This window comes from Streptomyces drozdowiczii (genome assembly GCF_026167665.1).
GTDB lineage: Bacteria > Actinomycetota > Actinomycetes > Streptomycetales > Streptomycetaceae > Streptomyces > Streptomyces drozdowiczii_A.
In genome coordinates this window covers 4,613,377-4,628,763 of sequence record NZ_CP098740.1, presented here as the reverse complement: position 1 = coordinate 4,628,763, position 15,387 = coordinate 4,613,377, and the positions used below count along the sequence as shown (strand labels likewise).

General features: G+C 73.4%; 11 protein-coding genes, 1 tRNA gene and 1 pseudogene. 4 read left to right on the top strand and 9 right to left on the bottom strand.

All coding sequences use genetic code 11. The annotated features are described in order from the left end of the window. Nucleotides 1–125: 125 nt before the first annotated feature. The 3 genes from NEH16_RS33935 to NEH16_RS21055 form a co-directional block, all read right to left on the bottom strand. Nucleotides 126–734, bottom strand: coding sequence for a single-stranded DNA-binding protein (locus tag NEH16_RS33935; protein WP_265544340.1), 609 nt, complete (start codon nucleotides 732–734; stop codon nucleotides 126–128). Nucleotides 735–834: 100 nt separating this feature from the next. Then, nucleotides 835–2,736, bottom strand: coding sequence for a YfjP family GTPase (locus tag NEH16_RS21060; protein WP_265544338.1), 1,902 nt, complete (start codon nucleotides 2,734–2,736; stop codon nucleotides 835–837). Continuing rightward, nucleotides 2,733–4,385: a dynamin family protein gene (locus NEH16_RS21055; RefSeq protein WP_265547291.1), complete on the bottom strand. Its 1,653-nt coding sequence runs from the start codon at nucleotides 4,383–4,385 to the stop codon at nucleotides 2,733–2,735. The genes NEH16_RS21060 and NEH16_RS21055 overlap by 4 nt, the downstream gene beginning before the upstream one ends. Nucleotides 4,386–4,703: 318 nt before the next feature. Here NEH16_RS21055 and NEH16_RS21050 point away from each other — a divergent pair. Continuing rightward, a tRNA-Arg gene (locus tag NEH16_RS21050) sits at nucleotides 4,704–4,776 on the top strand. Nucleotides 4,777–4,923: 147 nt separating this feature from the next. On the opposite strand, the gene NEH16_RS21045 is transcribed toward NEH16_RS21050, so the two are convergent. From NEH16_RS21045 to NEH16_RS21035, 3 genes and pseudogenes are all read right to left on the bottom strand, one after another. Beyond that, nucleotides 4,924–6,480, bottom strand: coding sequence for a vWA domain-containing protein (locus NEH16_RS21045; RefSeq protein ID WP_265544337.1), 1,557 nt, complete (start codon nucleotides 6,478–6,480; stop codon nucleotides 4,924–4,926). A 132-nt stretch (nucleotides 6,481–6,612) separates the two neighbouring features. Continuing rightward, the gene (locus NEH16_RS21040) at nucleotides 6,613–7,491 is read right to left on the bottom strand and encodes an ABC transporter permease (protein WP_265544335.1); all 879 of its coding nucleotides are present in this window, start codon (nucleotides 7,489–7,491) and stop codon (nucleotides 6,613–6,615) included. After that, nucleotides 7,488–10,060 (bottom strand): annotated as a pseudogene (locus tag NEH16_RS21035) (alpha/beta fold hydrolase). The gene NEH16_RS21040 and the pseudogene NEH16_RS21035 overlap by 4 nt, the downstream one beginning before the upstream one ends. Before the next feature lie 253 nt (nucleotides 10,061–10,313). Here NEH16_RS21035 and NEH16_RS21030 point away from each other — a divergent pair. Further along, the gene (locus tag NEH16_RS21030; protein ID WP_265544333.1) at nucleotides 10,314–10,844 is read left to right on the top strand and encodes an AAA family ATPase; all 531 of its coding nucleotides are present in this window, start codon (nucleotides 10,314–10,316) and stop codon (nucleotides 10,842–10,844) included. On the opposite strand, the gene NEH16_RS21025 is transcribed toward NEH16_RS21030, so the two are convergent. Next, complete coding sequence (locus tag NEH16_RS21025) at nucleotides 10,841–11,458, bottom strand: DUF4291 domain-containing protein (protein WP_265544332.1); 618 nt, start codon at nucleotides 11,456–11,458, stop codon at nucleotides 10,841–10,843. The two genes, NEH16_RS21030 and NEH16_RS21025, sit on opposite strands and share 4 nt — an antisense overlap. Before the next feature lie 55 nt (nucleotides 11,459–11,513). Continuing rightward, complete coding sequence (locus NEH16_RS21020) at nucleotides 11,514–12,335, bottom strand: hypothetical protein (RefSeq protein ID WP_265544331.1); 822 nt, start codon at nucleotides 12,333–12,335, stop codon at nucleotides 11,514–11,516. A 250-nt stretch (nucleotides 12,336–12,585) separates the two neighbouring features. Here NEH16_RS21020 and NEH16_RS21015 point away from each other — a divergent pair, with 250 nt between their 5' ends. Next, entirely contained in the window at nucleotides 12,586–13,290 is a 705-nt protein-coding gene (locus tag NEH16_RS21015; protein ID WP_265544329.1) for a VC0807 family protein, read from the top strand. Between the two features lie 98 nt (nucleotides 13,291–13,388). Continuing rightward, entirely contained in the window at nucleotides 13,389–13,859 is a 471-nt protein-coding gene (locus NEH16_RS21010) for a GNAT family N-acetyltransferase (protein ID WP_073965138.1), read from the top strand. A gap of 16 nt (nucleotides 13,860–13,875) precedes the next feature. Here NEH16_RS21010 and NEH16_RS21005 read toward each other — a convergent pair whose 3' ends face one another. Next, nucleotides 13,876–15,375 (bottom strand): CoA-acylating methylmalonate-semialdehyde dehydrogenase, encoded by a 1,500-nt coding sequence (locus tag NEH16_RS21005; RefSeq protein WP_265544327.1) that lies wholly within the window; start codon nucleotides 15,373–15,375, stop codon nucleotides 13,876–13,878. Between the last annotated feature and the right edge of the window lie 12 nt (nucleotides 15,376–15,387).

Below are 15,387 nucleotides of genomic sequence, written 5' to 3'. Positions count from 1 at the left end.
ATGGAGCGAGCCATGAAGAGTCCCCCGTCATACCATCCGACAACCATTCCGAATCGCAATCGTTATCCCGCGCAACTCGCGCCCCGTTGCGACCATCCGCCCCGGCACGCCTGGTCATCACGCGGTCACCAGGTCCGATTCGGGCTTCCGGGGCGCCGCACCGTTCTTCTGACGCACCGTCCGCCGCCGCGCCGCCGGCCGCTCCCCCACCGACGACTCCTCCGACGCCTCCCCGACGGCTCGGCGCCGCCCGCCGGTTCACCGCCGCCCACCGGCTCCCCGCCCGGCCGCTCCGGCGCCTCCCGCACCGCCCACGGATCGGCGGCCCCCGCCGCGACCGGCGCCGGACCGTACCTCGATGTCAGCCCCGGCTCGCCCCTGACCACCCGGCGAAAGGCGGCGGTGCCCCGGGTCAGATCGTGGCCCACCGCCACCGCCTCGATGTCCACGAAGGTCCGGCGCTGCCCCTCCAACTCCTCCTCGCGCACCTTCAGCCTGCCGTGCACCACCAGCGGCTCCCCCACCGCGACCGAGCCCGTCAGGTTCGCGGCCAGCGCGCGCCACGCCCACACGGTGTAGAAGCTCGTGTGCCCGTCGGCCCAGACCTCCTTCTCGCGGTCCCACCGCCGGGGCGTCACCGCGAACCTGAACCGGGCCATGCCCCCGCTCGCCGTCTCCCGGAACTCCACCGCCGTCGCCGCGTTGCCCACCAGCGTCACCAGGGTCTCGTTCATGACTCCGCCTCCCCTTCGCCCGGATACCGTGGCCGCGCCGAACGCGCGGTCACCGGTCCCATGCTGGAGGGGAGGCGGAAATCCTGCTGGAGGCTGTGGACTAACGGCCCGTTGTGGAAAACTCCGTCACCGCCACGTAGCGTTCCCGCACTTCGCGGTAGCGCATCAGCTCGGCCGCGACCGGGTCGAGCACCCTGGCCCGCCCGCAGGCCGCCGCCGCCTCGCGCAACCGCCGCTCGGCCTCCTGCCCGTACCGCCGGGCGGGCCCCCGGGCCGCCGCCGCGCACGACCACTCCACGAGCGGGCCGCCCACGATGCCACCGAGCATCACCAGGGCGGGCGTCAGCAGCCCCGGCTCCAGCACCCCGATGATCTGGCCGGCCAGCCACAGGCCGCCGAAGATCTGCAACAGCGTCATCGCCACCTGAGCCAGCACCGCCGCCGGCCACCACGCGGGACGCGGCGGCTTCCCGGCGGCGCGCCCGCCCCGGCCCTCGGCCGCAGCCCCGCCCGCAGGCTCCGAAGCCGTCGCGCACACCGCGCCACCGCCCGCGCCCCGCGCGGCCGCGTCGCCGCCCGCCACCCGCCCCGCCAGTTCGTCCAGCGCGTCCGGCAGCCCCTTCGCGCCGTGCACCGCGGCCTCCCGCACCGCCTGCGCCCAGGGGCCGGGCAGTCCGGCGGCAGCGTCGTCCGCGACCGTGCGCACGGCCTGCTCCACGCGCTGGCGTGCGGTGAGCCGTTCCTCGGGCGGGGCGGCGAGCGGGGTCCGGTCCCGGCTGCCGGGCTGCCGCGTGGCCTCGTACCAGCGCCACAGCCGGAGCCACGGCGTGCCGCAGGCCCGTCCGGCGTTGCGGCGCCACTCGCGTTCGGCCGACTGGCCCGCCGCGGCCGCGCCCACCGCCTCCGCGAGCCGGTCCGTGAACTCCTCCCGGGCCCGCTCCCCCAGACCCGGCCGCCCCTCGGCGACGTACACCGGGCGGAGCCTGGCCGCCGCCGCGTCCACATCGGCGGACAGCCGCCGCGTCGCGGCCGTGCGGTCCTGGACGAACCGGCCCAGCAGCTCGCGCAGTTCGCCGACGCCCTCGCCGGTCAGGGCGGACAGCGGCAGGACGGTCGCTCCGGGCTCGCCGTGCTCGCCGAGCGCCATGCCGTCCTCGTCCAGCAGCCGGCGCAGGTCGTCCAGGACCTGGTCGGCGGCCTCGCCCGGCAGCCGGTCGATCTGGTTGAGCACGACGAAGGTGACCTCGGCGTGGCCGGCGAGGGGGCGCAGGTAGCGCTCGTGCAGGGCGGCGTCCGCGTACTTCTCCGGGTCCACCACCCAGATCACCGCGTCGACCAGCGCGAGCACCCGGTCCACCTGGTCACGGTGGCCCTTCGCCGCCGAGTCGTGGTCGGGCAGGTCGACCAGGACCAGGCCCTGGAGCGCCTCGTCGGCCGCCGCGCCCGGCGACGGCCTGCGCCGGAGCCGGCCGGGCACGGCGAGGCGGTCCAGCAGTCCGGCGGCCCCGTCGGTCCAGGAGCAGGCGAGCGGGGAGGAGGTGGTGGGGCGGCGCAGGCCGGTCTCGGAGAGCTGGGCGCCGGCGAGCGCGTTGAAGAGCGCCGACTTTCCGCTGCCGCTCGCCCCGGCGATGGCGACGACGGTGTGCCGGGAGGAGAGCCGCTGCCGGGCCGCCGCCTCGTCCAGCACCCGGCCCGCCTCGGCGAGCGCGGCCCGGTCCAGGCGGGCCCGGGAGAGGCCGACGAGCTCGCGCAGGGCGTCCAGGCGCGGCCGGAGCGGGCTGCCGGAGTCCACGTACGCCTCGACCTGCGGGCGTCCGTCGTCCTCTTCCTCGGGGGCCTCGTCCGGGGTCTGCTCGGCCTCCTTCCGGACGGACTGCGCGCGCCGGGCGATCAGCCCGTCGTCCCAGCCGGTGCCGGACCGGGAGGTGTCGGGGCGCGACGCGTCGGACAGCTGCTCCGCGGTCCCGCCCTGCCCCGGATTCTCGTCAGTGACGGCAGTCATCGCTGCCACCTCTCCTTCTGCAGTAGGGACAGCGCGGCAATGAGTTCGGCCTGTGGCTCGGGGGCCACGTCGAGGGCGTCCAGGGGGGCGAGCCGCCGGTCGCGTTCGCCGTTCAGGACGTGGTCGAGGCAGTTGGTGAGCAGCGCGCCGCCCTTGTCGCGCAGCCGCAGCGCGCCCTGCGCGCCGATGCGTTCGGCGAGCTGTTCGCCGGCGGTGCGGGCGCGGCGTCCGCCGAGCAGGGCGGCGGCCAGCAGGGCGGCGACGGTCTCGGGGTCCGGAGCGGCGTTGCGCTCCATCAGGCGCAGCTCCTCCTCGGCCAGTTCCTCCAGGATGCGGCGCCATCTGCGTACGGCCATGTCGATCCGGCCCCGGATGTCCTCGGCCGGACCCCAGCCGCCCTCCTCGCGGCCCGCCGCCTCGAAGGCGAAGGCCGCGGCGGCGGGTTCCTTGCGCCAGACGGCGCGGATCTGCTCGTCGGCGGCGGCGACGCCGCACTCCAGGAGCGCGGCCAGGCTCTCGACCAGCGCGTCGAGCACTTCCTCGGAGGTGCTGTACGTGGGGTAGCCGCGCCACCTGGTCCGGGCGTCGCCGGCGAGCGCGCCGCCGTTCTTCAGCCTGCGCCGGAGCCGGGCGCCCTCCTTCCCGTACGCCTCCTCGACCACACCCGTGAGCCGTACGGCGGCGGCGTACTGCGCGGCGACGGCGCCGGCGAGGGCGGGCATCCGGACGTCGAGGGAGTCGATGACCCCGGCGGCGGTGCGGCCGACGGCCTGCTGGCGGGCGGCCGGGTCCTGGGCGCGGTGGGCGAGCCAGGCGCGGAGCGGGGCGACCGCGGTGGTGGGCAGGAGGCCGCTGCCGCCGCCCGCCGATTCGGGCAGCTCGGGGATGGTGAAACGGGGCACCTCGCCGAGCCCGGCCTTGGTGAGCAGGGCCCCGTACTGGCGGGAGACCTCGGCGATCACCTGGTGCGGGACGCGGTCGAGGACGGTGACGAGCGAGGCGTTGTACTCCTTGGCGGTACGCAGCAGGTGCCAGGGCACGGCGTCGGCGTACCGGGAGGCCGTGGTGACCATGACCCAGATGTCGGCGGCGCAGATGAGTTCGGCGGCCAGGACCCGGTTGCGGACGACGAGGGAGTCGATGTCGGGGGCGTCCAGCAGGGCGAGCCCGCGCGGCAGGCCGGGGGCGGTCTCGACGCGCAGCGCGGTGCCCTCCTCGGCCGCGTGGCCGTCGGGTCCTTCGAGGTCGTCGCACTGGCCGGGCTCGGCGTACTCCTCGGGCGACAGCCAGACCCGGGTGAGCTGCGGCAGCACCCGTACGCCCGCGAACCAGTGCTGGTCGTCCGGGTGGCAGACCAGGACGGGCGTGCGGGTGGTGGGCCGCAGCACCCCGGCCTCGCTGACCCGGCGCCCCACCAGCGAATTGACGAGCGTCGACTTGCCGGCGCCGGTCGATCCGCCGATGACGGCGAGCAGCGGCGCCTCGGGGTCCTTGAGCCGGGGCAGCAGGTAGTCGTCGAGCTGGGCGAGCAGCTCGGTCCGGGTCTGCCTGGCGCGCGGGGCCCCCGGGAGGGGGAGTGGGAGACGCACGGCTGCGACACAGTCGCGCAGGGCGGAGAGTGCGTCGATGAGCTGAGGCCGTACGTCCAAGGTCACCACATGCGAAGAATGCCCAATTTTGGCGCCTTTTTGAAGCGTATAGCCACCTCTGCGCGCCGGTTCCTCCGTCCGGACAGAGGGGATGAGTGGGGCGCAGGCATAACGAGTGCACAACACCCGTGGCGTGAAGCGCCAAAAGCGGTGCGTGATCCGGGCCTACCTGCGATTATCGTCTCGCTTCACCGAACCTCCACATCGTGCCACGCAGGTGAAGCAACGAGGTCGAGCCAATCGGAGCCCTATCCTTGTCCCGGCAAGGTCACGGACCGCCCGGGTCCCGGGGCTCCTGACCACCGCAGCCACCACCCGGCCCCCGTAGCTCAGTGGATAGAGCAGGCGCCTTCTAAGCGCTTGGCCGCAGGTTCGAGTCCTGCCGGGGGCACCTCAGCCCAGCCGATCGCGCCGGACCTCCCCCGAGGGAGGTCCCTTTTTTTCGCGGGGCACAGCACGCTAGCGCGGGCCGTGTAGTGACCGCGTAAGCACCGCCGGAGTCCCGGGGGAGCCCGCCGCTCCCCCGGGGCTCTTCACATCAGCCCATCTCGCCCTCTCCGCCGTCCTCCACGGTGTCCCCGCCGCCCTTCAGCCGGTCCGCGCGGGTGATCGCGTCCGCCAGCTTCGTCACCGAGGCGTCCTCGGTCGTCGTGGCCAGCTTCTGGGCCCGGTCGGCGAGTTCGCCGAGGGCCGGGGTGCCGGGCAGGCCGGAGCCGCGCAGGTTCTCCGCGAAGTAGGCGGCCACCGCCGTCACCTGGAGGCGGGTGCTCCGGCCGCCCCAGAGCTTGCCGGTGATCGCCCCGGTCGCCACGGAACCGGTCTTCTCGTGCGGCTTGCGGGTCTCCGGGTCGAGCCAGCGCACGGTCGCGGTGGCGACATGGCCGGAGGCGCCGTCGCGCAGCCGCACGGCGTACAGGGCGGTGACGGTGTGGCCGGGGCCGACCTCGCCGCCGTCCACGGAGTCGTCGCGGAAGTCGTCGTCGGCGACCTTGCGGTCCTCGTAGCCGATCAGCTTGAACTTCTCGACGGTCTCCGCGTCGAAGGCGACCTGTGCCTTGGCGTCCCGGGCGGTCAGTTCGAGGTGGGCGGGGAGCTGGTCCACGAAGACCTTCCGGGCCTGTTCCTCGTCGGCGATGTACGTGGTGTGGCCGTCGCCCTTGTTGGTCAGCTGCTCCATGAACGCGTCGCCGTAGTCGCTGCCGACGCCCACGCCGAAGAGGGTGATGCCGTACTCGCGGCGGGCCGAGTCGATCCGTTCGAGGATGTCGTCCGCCTCGGTGTCGCCGGTGTTGGCCAGCGCGTCGGAGAGCAGGACGACGCGGTTGTTCACGCCCTTGCGGCGGCCCTCCACCGCTTCCTCGTAACCGCGCTCGATGCCCGCCCCGACGTTGGTGGAGTCGGCGGGTTCCAGCGAGTCGACGGCGTCGCGGATCCTGCCCCGGTGGCCGCTCAGCCGGGTCATCGGCAGGACGGTCTCCGCGTCGTCGCTGAAGGTGACCAGGCTGATCGAGTCGTCGTCGCGGAGTTCGTCCGTGAGGATGCCGAGCGAGGTCTTGACCAGGCCGAGCCGGTCGGGCGAGTTCATCGAGCCGGAGACGTCCACCACGAAGGTGAGCGCGGCCGGGGGCCGTTCGGCGGTGGAGGGCGCGGCCTTGGTGGCCAGGCCGACCCGGACCAGCGACCAGTCACCGTCCTCGGCGGCGGCCCTGGCTCCGTCGACGGAGACCGAGAAGCCGTTGCCCTCGGGGCGGTGGTAGCCCTGGCGGAAGCTGTTGACGAACTCCTCGGGCCGCACGGTCTCCGGTCCGGGCAGCCGGCCGTCGGCGAGGGTGCGGCGGGCGTAGCCGTACGAGGCGGTGTCGACGTCCAGCGCGAAGGTGGAGAGGTAGTCCGGCCGGGCGGACTCCTTCAGCCGGTCCGCCTCGCCTCCCTCCTCCTTCGCTCCCCCGGTGTAGGCGGGCGCGGGCGCCCCCGCGCGCCGCTGGTCGGACGTCGCCTTGCCGCCGCCGTCCGTCCCCGAGCAGCCGGTGAGCAGCACGCCCGTCGCGAGCAACAGCCCTACTGCGGACCGGTACTTCCGTGTGCGGTGTTCCATGCCCTACCCCCTGTGTCGTCACGTCAGCACTTGTGAATGTGACGTGCGAGGGGGCGGTCCGGACCGGATGAAAGCGTTGCGGAACGATCTCGATGCGGCAACGACGAGCGCGGAACCGGCGGAATGTCAAGGTCAGGACACGATGTCCTTACGGCTGAACCCTCGGAACGCGAAGGCGAGCAGGATCAGGGCATACGTCACCGATACGGCCGCGCCCTTCGCCATGCCGCCCCACTCGATGGCGGGCTGGAGCGCGTCCGCCCAGGCGAACTGCCAGTGCGCGGGCAGGAAGTCGCGCCAGGAGCCGAGCGCGGTCACGGCATCGAGCACATTGCCGACGATGGTCAGCCCGACCGCGCCGCCGACCGCGCCCAGCGGGGCGTCCGTCCTGGTCGAGAGCCAGAACGCGAGCCCCGCGGTCACCAGTTGCGACACGAAGATGAACGCGACGACCAGCGCGAGGCGCGGCACCGCGTCCCCGGCCGGCAGCGCACCCCCGGTCGGCAGCTGGAGCGGCCCCCAGCCGTAGGCCGCCGCCCCGGCCGCGAGCGCGACGAGCGGCAGCAGCACCATCGCGGCGAGGCTGAAGCCCAGCGCGACGACGAGCTTGCTCCACAGCAGCCTGGCCCGGGGCACGGGCGCGGCGAGCAGATAGCGGAGCGAGGACCAGCTCGCCTCGGAGGCCACGGTGTCGCCGCAGAACAGCGCGACCGGGACGACGAGCAGGAAGCCCGCCGAGACGAACAGGCAGGTCGCGGCGAAGTTCGCGGCGGACGCGGTCGCCGTGTCCATCAGCGTGATCCGGTCCGCGCCGCCGGGCCCGCCGTCCGGGGTGCCGCCGATCGCGAAGGCGATGATCAGGATGAACGGCAGCGCGGCCAGCACCCCGCCCATGAGCAGGGTGCGGCGCCGACGGAGCTGCCGGACCGCCTCGACGCGCAGCGGCAGGGTGTGGCGGGCGCGGTAGCCCGGCGCCTCGGGGGCCTCGGTGAGGCCGGCTGCGGTGCTCATGCGGAGCCTCCGGAGATCAGGGTGAGGAAGGCGTCCTCCAGGCGGCGGTGCGGGCCGATGCCCGTCAGCGGCACGTCGAGGCGGACCAGCTCGGCGATCAGCTCGGGCGGGTTCGCCCCGTCGAGCCGGACGAGGAGCCCGTGCCCGTCGTCGGTGCGGACGGCGGAGCCGATGCCCGGCAGGGCGGCGACCTTCTCCACGAGGGGTTCGGTGAGCGGGTCGGCCGCGGTGACCAGGAGCATGTCGCCGGAGCCGGTGATCTCGGCGACGGGGCCCGCCTGGACGAGCCTGCCCCGGTCCATGACGACCAGATGCGTGCAGGACTGCTCGACCTCGGACAGGAGGTGGCTGGAGACGATCACGGTGCGGCCGCCGGCCGCGTACCGGATCATCACGTCCCGCATCTCGCGGATCTGCGGCGGGTCGAGACCGTTGGTCGGCTCGTCGAGGATGAGCAGGTCCGGCATGCCGAGCATGGCCTGGGCGATGGCGAGCCGCTGCCGCATGCCCTGCGAGTACGTGCGCACGGCGCGGGCCAGGGCGTCGCCGAGCCCGGCGATCTCCAGGGCCTCGTCGATGCGCGCGTCCTCTTCGGGGCGGCCGGTGGCCTTCCAGTACAGCTCCAGGTTGGCGCGCCCGGACAGGTGCGGCAGGAAGCCCGCGCCCTCCACGAAGCAGCCGACCCGGGAGAGCACGGGCGCGCCGGGGCGGATGGCCCGCCCGAAGACCCGGATCTCGCCGTCGTCGGGGGTGATGAGCCCCATGAGCATGCGCAGGGTGGTGGTCTTCCCGGCCCCGTTGGGCCCGAGCAGGCCGAGCACCTGCCCCTTCTCGACGCGGAAGGAGAGGTCGCGGACCGCGTACCTGTCGGCGGACTTGGCGTACTTCTTGGACAGGCCGGTGATCTGCAGCGGTACGTCGGTGAGCGCGGGGTCGGGTGCGGGCGTCGCGGTACGGCGCCGGGCGGTGAGCAGCAGGGCGGCGGCGATCACCAGGGCGGCGGCCGGCAGCCCCCAGGTCCACCAGGGCAGCGCGGCCGAGGCGGTTTTCAGGCCGGGAGCGGTGGGAAGCGTGAGGGGCCCGTCGAGGGAGACGGTGTACGTGGCCGGCTCAGCCGGGGACGCGTAGCCGAGGTCGGTCGCGGCAAGAACGAGGCGGAGGCGGTGGCCCGCGTCGAGTTCGTGGTCGACGGCGGGCAGGGTCAGCTCGATCGGCTTGCCCTGCTGCTCCGGCGTGATCCGGTACGGCGCGACGAGCTGGGCGGGCAGCACCTGCCGCTTCCCGTCCGGCGACACGTCGTACACCTTGCCGAACAGGACCGCGTCGCCGTGGTCGGCCTTCACGGTCACCCGGACCGTGGGGGCGCCGGTGATGCGGCGGGCGACGGGCAGCGGGGCGGAGTCGAAGCGCGCGTACTGGCCGGGGAAGTCGAGGGCGAGGCCGCCGACGCCAAGGGTGGAGAGCTGGGCGAGCGAGCCGCCGACGCCGGGGACGGCGGAGATCGAGGGCGGGTTGGCCCCTGCGGGGTTGCTGATCTTCTGGGTGCGCCCGCGCAGTGCGACGGTCTCGGGGCCGCTGTGCAGGCCCGGGTACGTTTCGCTGGTGGCGCCCCGGGTGAGGGCGGCGCCGTCCGTGGAGTCGATGCCGCCGGTCCGGGTGACGCGGAAGGCGGGGCCGGTGTCGGCGCCCTCTTCCCCTTCAGATAGCGGTCGAACCAGCCGGTGATCCTCTTCTGTACCCGGCCGGTCTCCATGTCACCCCCGTCGTGCCCGCCGGCCGCCCAGTCGACGGAGACGGGGGCGCCGTTGGCGGCGATGGCCTTCGCCATGGCGTCGGCCTGGCCGAGCGGGAAGAGGGAGTCGGTCTGGCCCTGCACGATGAGCGCGGGGGCCTTGATGCGGTCGGCGACGGCGCTCGGGGAGCGCTTCGTGAGCAGGGCGCGCGCGGCGGCGTCCGGCTTGCCGCTGACGGCGACCCGTTCGTACAGGTCGCACAGCTCCTTCTCGAAGTTGCCGCAGCCGCCACCGGAGTTGACGAAGATCCCGGCCCAGAGTTTCTTGAACACCCCGTCCGGGAAGAGCGCGTCGGCGAGGTTCCAGTAGGTGATCTGCGGGGCGATGGCGTCGACGCGGTGGTCGTACCCGGCGGCGAGCAGCGAGACCGCGCCGCCGTAGGACGCCCCGGTGATGCCGACCCGGGGATCGCCCTTCGCGTCGAGCCGGACCTCGGGGCGGCCCGCGAGCCAGTCGATCAGCCCGGACACGTCCTTGACCTCGCGGTCCGGCGCGTTCAGCCCGATCTCGCCGCCGGACGTGCCGAAGCCGCGCGCGGACCAGGTGAGGACGGCGTATCCGTCGCGGGCCAGCTGCTCGGCCTGCGCCCGGGTCTCCGCCTTGCTGCCGCCGAATCCGTGGCCGATGAGCACGGCGGGCCGGCGCCCGTCGCCTCCGGCGGTGAAGTACGAGGTGTCCAGGGAGACCCCGTCGACGCGCATCATCCGGTCCTGGCGGTGCACGGCGGGGCCGCTGTCGTCGGCCACCGCCGTCCAGGTGCCCGCACCGGCGAGCACGAGGAGCGCGGCACCGGCCGCCGCCCACCGGCCTCGGGTGCGGGGCAGCAGGCGCCGCCACCGGGACGTACGCGCAACAGGGGAGTCCATGTGTACGACCCTATGCGGCCCGCCACCCCGTCCCACCTGCCGCCGGGCGGAACTCCCGGGCATCCTCAAGGCGTACGGAAGCGGGCCTCGTACTCCGGACGCGGTATGCCCCGGGCCACCCATTGCCTCGCGCGACGCCCCCGCGCTCTGGAACGCTGCCGGGATGGAACAGCCGGAAGTACTGCTCATCGGCGGCCGGGCGGGCGTCGGGAAGACGACGGTGGCCTGGGAGGTGTCGGCGCGGCTGCGCGAGGCGGGGGCCGGGCACGCGGTGGTGGACGGGGACTTCCTGTGCGCCGTGCATCCCGCACCGGACGACGACCCGCACCGCTCGCTGATCACCGAACGCAATCTGGCTGCGGTCTGGGCCAACTACGCGGCCCTGGGCGTGCGCCGCCTCGTCTACACCAACACGGTGTGCGTGCTGCCCGGCACCGCGCCCATGTTCGAGCGCGCGATGGGGGCCGGGGTGCGGTGCGTACGGGTGCTGCTGACCGCGTCCGACGCGACGGCCGCGCAGCGGCTCACCGGCCGCGAGATCGGCTCGGAGCTGGAGCACGAGCTGCGGAGCAGCCGCCGCAAGGCCCGGATGCTCGACGAGCACGCCCCGGCGGACACCGCGCGGGTGGCGACGGACGGGCGCACCGTGCCGGACATCGCGCGGGAGGTCGTGGCGCTGACGGGGTGGTCCTAAGCCACGGTCACGGGCACCGGCAGCGGGGTGCCCTGCGGCAGCGGGTACGGCGTCTCGGCGGGCAGCAGCGCGGTCGCGGCCTCCGTCTCGCCCGCCCCGACCAGCGCGTGGATCTCGCGGGCGAGCGGGGTGACATCGCGGATCGAGACCGTCCACTCGTCCGCGTAACGCCGTGACGCCTCGCCGGCCAGGCCGAGTTGGAGCGAGCGGTACGGGAGCCGGTTCAGGTGCAGGTCGCGCTCGGGGTCCCACTGGACACGGGCGGGGGCTCGGCGCAGGTCGCGCTGCCAGGTGGCGCGGTCCGGGTGCACGCCGCTCTCGTAGTGGGAGAGTTCGGCGTGGCCGAGGGCCCAGTCGAAGCCCTCGCGGGTGATCTCGACGGCGAGGACGGTCTCCTGGCCCTCCTTGGTCCCCCAACCGCAGCGGTACATCATCCACAGGAAGCTCGGCTTGATCCAGGTCATGCGGTCGCGTTTCCAGGCGGCCGGGAAACGCCCGTCGCGGGCGGCGGGCAGCCCGAGCGTCGGGGTGTACGCCTGATAGACGGTCAGGGTGTCGGCGGTGTGGAGCGCACGGATCCGGTGCTGGGCCGGGATGGCTGCGGATGCGGTCATGCGGCCATCCCAGCACCGGCGGCGGGTGAACGGCGAACGAGTTTCCGGCCGGGCCCTAGCGGGCGGCGTGCATCTCGCGCGGGCCGTGCATCACGCGGACGCCGGACGACACGACGACGTGGTCGCCGGCCGACGCCTTCGCGCCGGCTGTGGAGTTCCCGTAGTAGTTCCACCGCCAGGTGCCGGAGTCGGTGGCCTTCACGGTGGTCTTGAGCGCCCCCGTCGAGCCGGACGTCACCTTCTTGACCGTCTTGTACGAGGACGTGCCGTCAGCCTTGAACTGGAGGCTGACCGTGCGGCCCGCGTACCCCTGGTACGTGTGCGTGTCCCAGTTCGCCCGGGTGACCTTGCCGGTGATCGTGATCGTCTTGCCGAACAGGGCCGGCTCCGGGGCGGCGTTGACGGTGACCCGGGTGGCGCGCTGGACCTGGACCGGGATGTTCAGGTCGTCCTTGTCGTAGTCGTCACCGACGTACGAGACCTCGGCGGCCAACTTCCAGGTGCCCGCGTCCTCGTTGCCGAAGTCGATGTGCCGCGGGTCGATGTCGAGCCACTCCTGGAAGTCGCAGACCCCCTTCGCCACGGGGCGGCAGTCGCTGCCGATGATGACGTTCCACAGGGTGTCCCCGCCTTCGAGACTCCCCCGGTACGGATACACGGTCGGCCCGTAGTCGAACCTGCGCGTGGTCGTCATCCGGAAGGTCCCGTGGACCTCGACCACCTCCTGCACGCCGATCACGATCGGCTTGCCGCCGTTGAACGACACCCGGGAGAAGGAGGCTCCCCCTTCCGCCGCCCCCGCCGGTACCGCCGCCATCGCGGTGAACACGGCCGCCGCTCCCACGGCCACCACCGCGTTCCACATCGTCTTCGCCATACGCGAGACCGTCCCCTCCCTCGGAAAATCAGAACGTCAGTGGGACCAGGGAGGACCCGACGCGGTTGTACGCCCGACGGCAACGATCGGGTCACGCGCTCGGAGCCGTACAAGCGCATGGTGAAGGCCATGACATTCGTCATGCGGAGGTCAGTACACGCGGCTCTGCCGGGGAGGAGGCCCCGATCGGCAGTCTGTAGGTGTCGAGAGCGGGAGCCACGAAGGCGCCGCCGCAACGGGAGGAACCGACATGAGCAGCCCGGCCGCCACACTGACCGCCCCCGTCGCCGAAGCCGCTCCTCTCGCGCCCCGCAAGGCCCTCGTGGACAGCCTGAAGCCGCTGCTGGTGGATGTCGCGCTGCCGCTCGCCGCGTACTACGCGCTGAAGGCGGCGGGGCTCTCCACCTTCGGCGCGCTGGCCTGGAGCAGCGTGGTCCCGGCGGTCCGCACCGTGTGGGGCGCGGTGCGCGAGCGCCGGCTCAACGGGCTCGCGGCGCTGATGGTGTCGGTCAACGCGGTCTCGCTGCTGCTGGGCCTGGTGTCCGGCGACCCGCGGCTGATGCTGCTCAAGGACAGCGGGGTGAGCAGCATCATCGGGCTGGCGTTCCTGGTGACGGCGCTGCGCGGGCGGCCGATGCTGTCGGCGGGCCTGCGGCCGTGGCTGACCCGGGGCGAGGCCGCGAAGACGGCCGCCTGGGAGCGGCTTTCCGCCGGTTCGCCGGACTTTCGCAGGGCCGAGATCCGGTTCTCGGCCATCTGGGGCGGGGCGCTGCTCACCGAGTGCGCGCTGCGGGCCGCGGGCGCGTACACCGTGCCGGTCGAGACGATGGTGTGGGCCGGAACGGTCCTCATGGTCGTCTCGATGGTCCTGGCCTTCCTCGTCTCGGGCCGCTTCGGGGTCGTCCCGATGGAGCGCATGATCGCGGCCGAGGCCGAAGCCCCGTCCGAGCGCTGACCACCCCTCAGAACTCCGCAGGGCCACTCCGGGGGAGTGGCCCTGCGGTCGTGTGCGCGGCCGGAAAACCGGTTGACCTCGGCGTTTACCGTTTCCGTATGACTACTTCGCTGAGGCTGGCCGAGGTCACCGCCGACAATGTCGATGCCGCGATCGACCTGCGCGTCCGGCCCGACCAGGAGCACCTGGTGGCTCCGGTCGTGAAGTCGCTCGCCGAGGCGTACGCGCACCGGGAGGCCGCCTGGCCCCGGCTCGTGCTCGACGGGGACCGGCTCGTCGGCTTCCTCATGGCCTTCCTGGACATCGACTTCGCGGGCGACGGCACCGGGCGGGACATCCGCTCCGGGCTCTGGCGCCTCAACATCGCGGCGGGCGAGCAGAAGCGTGGTTACGGCCGGTTCGCGGTCGAGTCCGTGGCTGACGAGATCCGCCGGCGCGGCGGCACCCGCATGTACGTCACCTGGCACCCCGGCGACGACGGCCCCGAGGGCTTCTACCTGGGGCTCGGTTTCCGGCCCACGGGCGAGACGAGCGGGGGCCAGACGGTCGGGGTGCTGGAGCTGGGGTGAGCGGCCGCCGACGCGGTCAGTGGTTCCGGGGGAAGCCCAGGTCCACGCCCGCCGGGGCGTCCGCCGGGTCGGGCCAGCGGGTCGTGGTGACCTTGCCCCGGGTGTAGAAGTGGACGCCGTCGTTGCCGTAGATGTGGTGGTCCCCGAAGAGGGAGTCCTTCCAGCCGCCGAAGGAGTGGTAGCCGACGGGGACCGGGATCGGCACGTTGACGCCGACCATGCCGGCCTCGATCTCCAGCTGGAAGCGGCGGGCCGCGCCGCCGTCGCGGGTGAAGATCGCGGTGCCGTTGCCGTACGGCGAGGCGTTCATGAGGGCGACGCCCTCCTCGTACGTCTCCACGCGCAGCACGCACAGCACCGGGCCGAAGATCTCGTCCTTGTACGCGTCGGAGTCGGTCGAGACGTGGTCGAGCAGCGAGAGGCCGATCCAGTGGCCGTCCTCGAAGCCCTCGACGGTGAACCCGGTGCCGTCGAGGACCACTTCGGCGCCCTGGGCGGCGGCGCCGGTGACGTAGGAGGCGACCTTGTCGCGGTGGGCGGCGGTGATCAGGGGCCCCATCTCGGAGGCCGGGTCGGTGCCGGGACCGATCTTGATCTTCCCGGCCCGCTCCTTGATCCGGGCGACCAGCTCGTCGCCGATGGCCCCCACGGCGACGACCGCGGAGATCGCCATGCAGCGCTCCCCCGCCGAGCCGTACGCGGCGGAGACGGCGGCGTCGGCGGCGGCGTCCAGGTCCGCGTCGGGCAGCACCAGCATGTGGTTCTTCGCGCCGCCGAGCGCCTGCACGCGCTTGCCGTTGGCCGAGGCGGTGGCGTGGATGTGGCGGGCGATGGGCGTCGAGCCGACGAAGGAGACGGCGGCCACGTCCGGGTGGTTGAGGAGCGCGTCGACAGCGACCCGGTCCCCGTGCAGCACGTTGAGCACGCCGTCCGGAAGCCCGGCCTCGGCGGCCAGTTCGGCAAGGAGGTTGGCGGCGGACGGGTCCTTCTCGCTGGGCTTGAGCACGAAGGTGTTGCCGCAGGCGACGGCCAGCGGGAACATCCACATCGGCACCATGGCCGGGAAGTTGAACGGGGTGATCCCGGCGACGACGCCCAGCGGCTGACGGATCGAGGAGACGTCGACCCGGTTCGAGACCTGGGTGGACAGCTCCCCCTTGAGCTGCGTCGTGATCCCGCAGGCCAGCTCCACGATCTCCAGGCCGCGCGCCACCTCGCCCAGCGCGTCGGAGTGCACCTTGCCGTGCTCGGCGGTGATCAGCGCGGCGATCTCGTCCCGGTGGGCGTCCAGCAGCGCGTGGTAGCGGAAGAGCACCGCCGTGCGGGCGGACAGCGAGGAGTCGCGCCACGTCCGGTACGCGTCCTTCGCGGCGGCCACCGCCGTGTCCACCTCGTCGGGCGAGGCGAACGCGACCCGGGTGGTGACGGCGCCGGTGGCGGGGTCCGTGACCTCGCCGTAGTTGCCCGAGGTGCCCTCGACGGTCTTGCCACCGATCCAGTGGTTCACGGTCTTCATGCTGTGGCTCCT